We start from the raw sequence: 284 nt of genomic DNA on the forward strand, positions 1-284 counted from the left end.
GGGCGAGATCGATGTGCGGACCGGGTGCCGGTGCGAAAACCGCCTCACCGAGCGGATTGTGACCGGTGCGGACGGGGCGCTCCCCGAGCGGCGGAACCATGGGCAGGAGAGGGACGAGCCGATCATCGAGCTCCGGGGGAAGTCCGAGGTAGAAGTCCGCACCGAGCGGCTCACGGATCTCCTGCTCGTAGAACTCGTGGATCGTGCGCCCGTCGAGCCGTTGAATGGCCGCGTCGACGAGGTTGCCGATGGTGATCGCGTGGTAGCCGAAGGCGGATCCGGGT

At 67.6% G+C, this 284-nt stretch carries 1 protein-coding gene; it reads right to left on the reverse strand.

Annotated features, from left to right (window positions below; translation table 11 throughout):
- Window positions 1-284 (reverse strand): serine hydrolase (locus SB660_RS19955; RefSeq protein WP_410584020.1); only part of this gene is annotated, 284 nt, incomplete at both ends.

Origin of the sequence: Bacillus sp. SIMBA_005, from assembly GCF_046535585.1 — a bacterium.
Taxonomy (GTDB): domain Bacteria; phylum Bacillota; class Bacilli; order Bacillales; family Bacillaceae; genus Bacillus; species Bacillus pumilus.